Raw genomic sequence first — 7,618 nt, 5'->3', positions numbered from 1 at the left:
CCCAGCCGTAGACGGCTCCGCCCCGGTTCACCACCGCGTAGATGGTCGCGGGCACCACGACGCCACCCACCGCCGCGAGCATGGGCAGCAGCGCCTGGCGCGGGCGGCGGAGCTCCCCCACGGTCATCTCGTACTTGAGCTCGATCCCCACGAGCAAAAAGAAGATCGCCATGAGGAAGTCGTTCACGAAGAGCTCGAACGTGAGCGAGAACTCCCAGCCGCCGATGCCGATGACGACCGGGCGAGCGAACCACTCGTGGAGCGGAAAATACAGGTCGGTGTTCGCGCACACCACCGCCGCCACAGCAGCGATGATCATCACGCAGGCGGAAATGACGCCGTTACCGGTAATGGCCTCGAGCGCGCTGCGACGCTCCAGGCGCTTGCGTTGCCGCGCGCTCACGAGGCGATCCGCCTTCGGCCCGAACTCGGAGGCGGCGCGTCCCGGCTTGCGCACAAGTACCTTGCGCTCGACCGCCCTCGCCCGACGCGTGGCCTGAGTCGCATCTTGATTGAGCTTCGCCATGGGTGCGTCGCCGCTCCTTCCTTGGTGTTCGGCCGAGTGATTCGGCTAGGTAATCGGTCAACAAAAATGGGCGCCTTGCCCAGACGCCCACCTTGGTATCAATTGTTACCCCTGCCGTAGCGGCGCGGTAGTGCCCACCGTGCACATCCAGAGGGAATCCACAGCTTCGAACCGGCCATTTGCCCGCAATGATAATTTGGTGTCTGACACCATTTTATCATTCGGCAGCGGCGAGAATCGGCGCAGCGACCTGCTTCTTGCGGGAGAGCACGCCGGGCATCCACACGCCCTCGGCCACGTCCTCGATGCCCAGACCCTTCTGCGCCACAGCCGTCTCGCCCTCGAAGAGCACCTGCGAACCCTCTTCCATGATATCGGTGAGGCAGAGCACGATGCCGTCGGCGCCCTTCTCGGCCTGATAGGCGCGCATGGCCTCGCGAATCTCGGGAATCATGCCGAGGGCACGTGTCTTGTCGACCGTCTCGTACTGGCCGATGAGCAGCTTCTTGTCGCCCACTTCGAACTGCTTGATGTCGTTGCCCACCATCTGCTCGGGCGTGAACGAACCGGAGGGACGGGAGAGGAAGACCTCCATGCCGAACTTCACCGGGTCAACGCCGAGCTGCTCACCAAGCTTGGCGGCGACCACGCGGTCAACGGAGGTCGTCGTGGGGCTCTTGAGCATGAGGGTGTCGGTCATCATGGCCGAAAGCAGGAGCTTCGCCTGCGTGTCCGTGGGCTGCTGCCCAAGCACGTCGAAGAGCTTCGCCACGATGCAGCAGCTGGAACCCCAAGGGAGCGCCACGATGTGGAGCGGCGCGGCCGTGGTGAAGTTGCCAAAGCGATGGTGATCAACCACGCCGAAGATCGTGGCGTTCTCCAGGCCAGCGACGGATTGGCCGGGCTCGTTGTGATCCGTGAGCACGACGAGCTGCGCATCCTCGCCCTCGGCAGCGGGCTCGATGGCATCGAGCTGGCGCGGCTCAGGCAGGCCGCCCTCGGCAAGGAGCTTTGCGGACTCCGCCGGAAGCGGGCCCAGCGCGCATGCCTCGTACTCGTTGCCGCCGAACTCAACCTGATTCAGCAGCTGGGCGAGCACGACGGCCGACATGATGGCGTCGTTATCGGGATTCTGGTGTCCAAAGACGAGGACCTTGCTCATGATTTCCTCCATATTCTGGCAGGGGCCTTCTGAATACCTAACGGGAGCCTGCCCTGCATTTCGCGAGCCTGCTCCGCATGTCACGACATTGGGTGCTGCCACCAATGTCGGGCGGGACGCTAAGGACGTACGCGGCGCACGATCTCCATGGCGGCGGCAGCTTCCTCTGTGACCTTGGAGAAGTCGCCGTCGGCGAAGAGCGATGCCTTGACCATCCACGTGCCGCCGCACGCAATCACGGACGGGCAGGACAGGAACTCCTCGACGTTCTTCGTGCTCACGCCTCCGGTGGGCATGAAGCGATGGCCGACGAACGGGGCAGCAAGCGCCTTGATGGTGTCGAGGCCACCGTACTGCGCGGCGGGGAAGAACTTCGTCACGTGCAAATCGAACTTGAGTGCACGGATGATCTCGCTCGGAGTGACGCACGCGGGGAGCACCGGCACCTGCTTGTCGATGCACTCGGCCACGATCTCCTCGTCGAAGCCAGGGCTCACGATGAACTCGGCACCGGCGGCGATGGCGTCGGACAGCTGCTCCATGGTAAGGACGGTGCCCGCGCCCACGCACATATCGGGCTCGGCCTCCTTCATGGCTCCGATCACCGCGGCAGCGCAATCCGTGCGGAATGTGACCTCGGCAGATGCCATACCGGCCGCCATGAGGGCATGCGCGAGCGGCGCGGCGTCCTCGACCTTGTCGAGCACGACGACCGGCACGATGCCGAGCTTCTCGAGTTTCTCGTAGAACGATTCGAACATATTGCTTCCCTTCATCGGAACGTAAACAGTTTACAGGCTTTCATTATACGAGCTATCGCGCGACGCGGGTGCCGCCGCCGGCGGAAGCCGCCACCGCTGCGATCTCCGTCTCCGTCACGAGGTTCGAATCGCCATGGATGGTGAGCTTGAGCACCGACCCCGCGATGGCGTAGTCAATCGCCGTCTGCGGGGCATACCCGTGCAGGAGCGCATGCAGGTAGGCGCCGCTGAACGCGTCGCCCGCAGCCACGCCCTCGAGCACGTGCACGTCGTAGACGGGGCTGAACCACCAGGCGCCGGCGTCATCGGAGCCTGCGGGAGCGGCGTCCGCGTTCGCGCGCCCGGCGAGCAGCGTATCGCCCGCCGCGCTGTAGAGCATGCCCATCCAACGAGAATCCTCGACGCTCGCGATGTCGCGAATGACCGAGAGCACCTGCGAGCAGCCGTACTTCGCGCAAATCTGGCGCGCCATCTCGACGTAATCGTCGCGCTCCGCGATGCCATGTGCGAGCGAACCGGAAACGCAGGTCATGCCGAGGCCCGCCGGCGCATCCTCGTCGTTCGCGATAACGATATCCACGTGCGGCAGCAAGCGCGCCATGACCTCCTGCGAGCGCTCTGGACTCCACATCTTGCCACGATAGTTCACGTCGCACGCCGTCACGATGCCCCGAGCGCGGCACGCCTTGAGCGCTTCCTCGCAGGCAACGGCCATCTCTTCAGATACCGCCGGTGTCACGCCCGAGAAGTAGAAGAGGTCGACGCCCTCCAGGATCGCATCCCAGTCGAGCGCCTCGTGCGAGGCGAGGTTGATGGCGGAATACTTGCGGTCGTAGACGCAGCCGTTGCCGCGCACGCTCGCGCCCACCTCGAAGATGTAGCTGCCCAGGCGGTCGCCCTCGCGCACGACGCGCGACGTGTCGACGCCGTAGCTCCGCAGGTAGCGCAGGGCGCACTCACCGATGCGGTTCTGGGGCACCACCGACACGAACGCGGCGTTGTCGCCCTGATACGCGAGCGAGAGCGCGGCGTTCGCCTCCGCGCCGCCGAAGTTCACGTCGAAGCTCTTCGCCTGCTCGATGCGCAGCTGGTTGGGCGGCGAGAGACGCATCATAATCTCGCCGAAAACCAAAACGGTGCTGGTAGCAGATAGCACGGGATACCTCCTAAAACAGGGCATGCAGTCATGAAAAGTATACCGCGCTGCGGAAGGTTGGTTGGAGACAGGTTCGCTCCACCCCATTTCGTGTGCAACGCAGGCACTTCTTTAGATGGATTGGAGAAACCCGTCTCCAACCAGCCCTCGAACACCGTTTTAGCCGCTGCGGAGCTTGTTTAGCTACGAAGGATCGAGCTCGATGCAGGCGTACATGGGGCTCCGCTCCCGTTGCGCTGCGGCGCTGACGGTGCGAGGCGGCGAAGACGCTTGCCGCCAGGAGCGCTCGGCATCCAACCGCGCCTAGTTCACCGTGAAGATTGATATACTACTTTTTCCCATTACACAGACGGCTGAGCTTGCCTTACGTTCCGTGAACAATAGGTGACAACCGCTGAACAACAATGCTAATTTGTCTTATTTGCCCTGCTTTGGCCTTATATTGCCTGTGTTGGCGAAACGTTTTCGCTCGTTAAGCCCCCAACCTTCCATTCACCGCCCCAATTCCACCACTCACAGAAAAGGTCGGAAACCGTGTCTTTTGATCCCGAGAACGGTGTGCAGACCCAGGAGCATCACAAGGACGTCATCCGCGATCTCATCGCGCGCGATAAGAACCATGCCTGCGTGGTCATGTGGTCCATCGCCAACGAGCCCGACTCCGCCGGCGAGGGTGCCTACGACTACTTCAAGCCGCTCTATGACCTCGCACGCGAACTAGACCCGCAGAAACGTCCCTGCACGCTCGTTAGCGTCATGATGCCCGATCCCACCAAGGACGTGAGCGCGCAGCTCTCCGACGTCATCTGTCTGAACCGCTATGCTGGTTGGTACGTGTGCGGTGGCGAGGATTTCGACAAGGCAGCCGGTCTTCTCGAGCGCGAGCTGAAGTACTGGACGGCAGTGGGCAAACCCGTGGTGTTCACCGAATTCGGTGCCGATACCGTGGCAGGCCTGCACAACACCACGCCTGTCATGTACACCGAGGAGTACCAAGTCGAATACTACAAGATGAACTGCGAGGTCTTCGATGCGTTCGATTGCGACGCCGGCGAGCAGGTGTGGAACTTCGCCGACTTCGCCACGTCGCAGAGCCTCCTGCGCGTCGAAGGCAACAAAAAGGGTCTCTTCACCCGCGACCGTCGCCCGAAGCTCGCCGCGCACTGGTTCCGCCAGCGCTGGCACAAGATCCCAGATTTCGGCTACAAAGCGTAGCCGTGGTGGCGGAATGCTAACCTGATCGGGATTCCCGGGGTGGCTCGCCAGTAATCGGGGTGGCACGCGAAAAGCTCGCCGGTGAGGGCGTTCTCGCCGGCGAGCGCCCTTACTGCCCGGATTTACATATTTTGGGAAATTGAGGCAAGACGGGCGAAGGCGGCATGCTAGCGCGCCACATCCGCGCCGGAGCGCATGAACTGCTCGACCTCTGCCGCTGTAAAGCGATTGCAGTCGCCGACGACCGTGTGCTTGAGCGCACCCGCCGCGCACCCGAAGTCAATCGTGCGCTGGGCGTCCCAGCCGGAAAGCAGGCCGTGCAGGACGCCGCCGGCGAAGGCGTCGCCGCCTCCGACGCGGTCGACGATTGGCTCGATATGATGCATTGCAGAGTGCGCAAGCCCGCCATCGCGCATCATGAGGTACCCAGTCAGATCGTTCGAACTGCTCGAATGCACCACACGGCGCGTCGAGTACACCGCCTCGAGACGCGGTGCGGCGGCGAAGACCTGCCCGTATGCGGTGGCGAGCGCTTCTTCCGTCCAGTCCGTGCGTTCAAGCTCCAGCACGCTTTGCACATCGCCGATTCCCGCCGAGAGAACGGAAACGTACGGCAAGACTGCACGGAATGCCGCCATGCACTCGTCCCACGTCCAGAGTTTGCCGCGGAAATTCACGTCGTAGCTCACCTGAACGCCGCGCATCGCCGCCTCGTGTACGAGCCCTAACGTGAGCTCGCGCCATGCAGGTGAAAGCGCTGGGCAGACGCCGCTTATGTGCATGAGCTCGACGCCGTCGAAAAGCTCATCGAGGTTCCATTCGCACTCGGTCATTTCGGCAAATGCCGAACCAGCGCGGTCGTAGGTCGCCTGTGAGCCACGCGCGCCCACGCCCTCTTCGATGTAGTACGTCCCCAGACGGGCACCCCCGCGCAGCACCTGCGAGCAATCGATACCAAAGCGGTGCAGGTGCTTCACCGCGCCGTCACCCAGCGGGTTCACAGGCACCTTGCTTGCGAACGCCGCATCGTGCCCGAATTGCGCGAGCGAGATCGCGACGTTCGCTTCAGCTCCGCCGTAGTTCGCCGCAAACGCAGACGCATCGGATAGGCGAACGCCGCCGCCAACGGAGAGCCTGAGCATGATCTCGCCGAGTGCCAGAACCTTCGCCATGAACCCGTCCCCTTCTCGTATGTAAAAAACCCCTGGGGTAATTTTACAATCCAAAACCGGGTGGCACGAGCCGAGCCCGCGCCACCCGAATTCCAAAGCCGTTCGTTACCGCTCGCTACTCGAAGAAGCCGAAGTAGTCGTGCGCGTTGTTGTAGCAGATGTCCTCGACGACCCTGCCGAGGTAATCCTCGTCCTCGGGAACGCGACCCTGCTCGACCCACTCGCCGATGGTATGGCAGAGCACGCGGCGGAAGTACTCGTGGCGCGGGTAGCTCAAGAACGAACGCGAGTCCGTGAGCATGCCGGTGAAGTTCGCGATGAGGCTCTGCTCGGCCATCATCGTGATCTGCTTCTTCATGCCGTCGAACTGGTCGTTCACCCACCAAGCGCAACCAAGCTGCAGCTTCTGCTTGCAGCCGCCCTGGAAGGACTGCATGAGCGTCACCAGGCCGAGCCAGTCGTTCTCGTTGAGCGAGTAGAGGATCGTGCGCGGCAGGGCCTCGGCGCGCGCGGCGGCGTCGAGATAGTGTGCGACCTCGTGAGAGAGGGCGGGCTGCTCGCCTGCGGAGTCGTAACCCTTGTCGCGGCCGAGTGCCTCGAAGCCGCGCGTGTTGGCGTTGCGCAGCGCGTTCATGTGGAACTGGAAGACCCAGTTGTGCTCGGCGTAGAGGCGCATGAGCTCGAGGCAGAGCGCCGTCTGGTACTTGAGGACATCTACCTCGAGAAGCTCCTCACCCGCCAGACGACGAGTCACGATGTCTTCGAGCTCCTCCGGCGTCGCAGGCACGAAGCGCACCACGTCGGTGCCATGGTCCGCAAGACGGCCGCCCACGCTGTGGAAGTAGTCCACGCGCGCGGCGGCAGCAGCGACGAGGCCGGTATAGCTGTGCGCGTCGACGCCGGCGGCATCGGAGATGCGATCGCAGTAGTCGGCGAAATCGGGGCGGTCGATGCCCAGGAGGCCGTCGGGACGGTAGGTGGGCAGCACCTTGAAGCCAAGATCCTCGACTTCGGCGAGCTTCTTGTGGTAGACAAGGTCGTCCGCCGGATCATCCGTGGTGCAGAGCGCCTTCACACCGGCATTCTTGATGATCTCGCGCGGACGGAAATCGTCCGAGGCGATGCGCTCGTTCGCGCGGTTCCAAATGCTCTTGGCATTCTTCTCGCAGATGACGTCGTCGATGCCGAAGAAACGGCGCAGCTCCAGGTGGCTCCACTCGAAGATGGGGTTGCCGAGCGCCTGCTCGACGGTCTTCACGAAGGCGCAGAACTTCTCGTAATCGTCGCCGTCGCCCGAGATAAGCTCCTCGGGCACGCCCGCCGCACGCATGAGGCGCCACTTGTAGTGATCGCCGGCGCCGTCCTTGCAGATCCAGATCTCGGCGAGGTTGCCGAACTTCTCGTTCTCCCAGATCTCCTTGGGCGAGAGGTGGCAGTGGTAGTCGATGATGGGCATGTGCTCCGCATGGTTATGGAAGAGCTTCTTCGCCCATTCAGTCGTAAGCAGAAAATCGTCGTTCAATAACATATGCACTCCTTCTCACTTGCTCCATCTACAAGGCCCACGCAAGGCCTGTCCCCTCTATCCCGACATTGGAGAAGGTACCCAATGTCGAGCGGCAGGGG

General features: G+C 62.9%; 7 protein-coding genes. 1 reads left to right on the top strand and 6 read right to left on the bottom strand.

Translation table 11 applies throughout. The annotated features are described in order from the left end of the window. The 4 genes from QZ079_RS06655 to QZ079_RS06640 form a co-directional block, all read right to left on the bottom strand. On the bottom strand, window positions 1–526 hold a 526-nt coding region (locus QZ079_RS06655), incomplete at its 3' end, for a Na+/H+ antiporter NhaA (protein WP_297036723.1). A 217-nt stretch (window positions 527–743) separates the two neighbouring features. After that, window positions 744–1,688: a DHHA2 domain-containing protein gene (locus QZ079_RS06650; protein WP_297036720.1), complete on the bottom strand. Its 945-nt coding sequence runs from the start codon at window positions 1,686–1,688 to the stop codon at window positions 744–746. 119 nt (window positions 1,689–1,807) lie between these two features. Next, window positions 1,808–2,449: a bifunctional 4-hydroxy-2-oxoglutarate aldolase/2-dehydro-3-deoxy-phosphogluconate aldolase gene (gene eda, locus QZ079_RS06645; protein ID WP_291288927.1), complete on the bottom strand. Its 642-nt coding sequence runs from the start codon at window positions 2,447–2,449 to the stop codon at window positions 1,808–1,810. Between the two features lie 52 nt (window positions 2,450–2,501). After that, window positions 2,502–3,605 (bottom strand): sugar kinase, encoded by a 1,104-nt coding sequence (locus QZ079_RS06640; protein ID WP_297036716.1) that lies wholly within the window; start codon window positions 3,603–3,605, stop codon window positions 2,502–2,504. 534 nt (window positions 3,606–4,139) lie between these two features. Between QZ079_RS06640 and QZ079_RS06635 the strand changes: the two genes are divergently transcribed. Next, entirely contained in the window at window positions 4,140–4,820 is a 681-nt protein-coding gene (locus tag QZ079_RS06635; RefSeq protein WP_297036713.1) for a glycoside hydrolase family 2 TIM barrel-domain containing protein, read from the top strand. A 167-nt stretch (window positions 4,821–4,987) separates the two neighbouring features. Here QZ079_RS06635 and QZ079_RS06630 read toward each other — a convergent pair whose 3' ends face one another. Together QZ079_RS06630 and uxaC are read right to left on the bottom strand one after the other, a co-directional pair. After that, window positions 4,988–5,992: a sugar kinase gene (locus tag QZ079_RS06630; protein ID WP_297036710.1), complete on the bottom strand. Its 1,005-nt coding sequence runs from the start codon at window positions 5,990–5,992 to the stop codon at window positions 4,988–4,990. A 115-nt stretch (window positions 5,993–6,107) separates the two neighbouring features. Continuing rightward, a complete protein-coding gene (gene uxaC, locus QZ079_RS06625) occupies window positions 6,108–7,520 on the bottom strand; it encodes a glucuronate isomerase (protein WP_297036706.1) in 1,413 nt (470 codons plus the stop codon). Between the last annotated feature and the right edge of the window lie 98 nt (window positions 7,521–7,618).

The sequence above is a fragment of the uncultured Enorma sp. genome (assembly GCA_905210055.1).
Lineage (GTDB): Bacteria > Actinomycetota > Coriobacteriia > Coriobacteriales > Coriobacteriaceae > Enorma.
Note: the sequence above shows the minus strand (reverse complement) of the source record. Positions and strands in the feature narration are given on the sequence as shown.

Bases quoted from the DNA above. Each gene is read 5' to 3' on its own strand.
- QZ079_RS06650 (WP_297036720.1), bottom strand. From the start codon at position 1,688: ATGAGCAAGGTCCTCGTCTTTGGACACCAGAATCCCGATAACGACGCC.
- eda (WP_291288927.1), bottom strand. From the start codon at position 2,449: ATGTTCGAATCGTTCTACGAGAAACTCGAGAAGCTCGGCATCGTGCCG.
- uxaC (WP_297036706.1), bottom strand. From the start codon at position 7,520: ATGTTATTGAACGACGATTTTCTGCTTACGACTGAATGGGCGAAGAAG.
- QZ079_RS06630 (WP_297036710.1), bottom strand. From the start codon at position 5,992: ATGGCGAAGGTTCTGGCACTCGGCGAGATCATGCTCAGGCTCTCCGTT.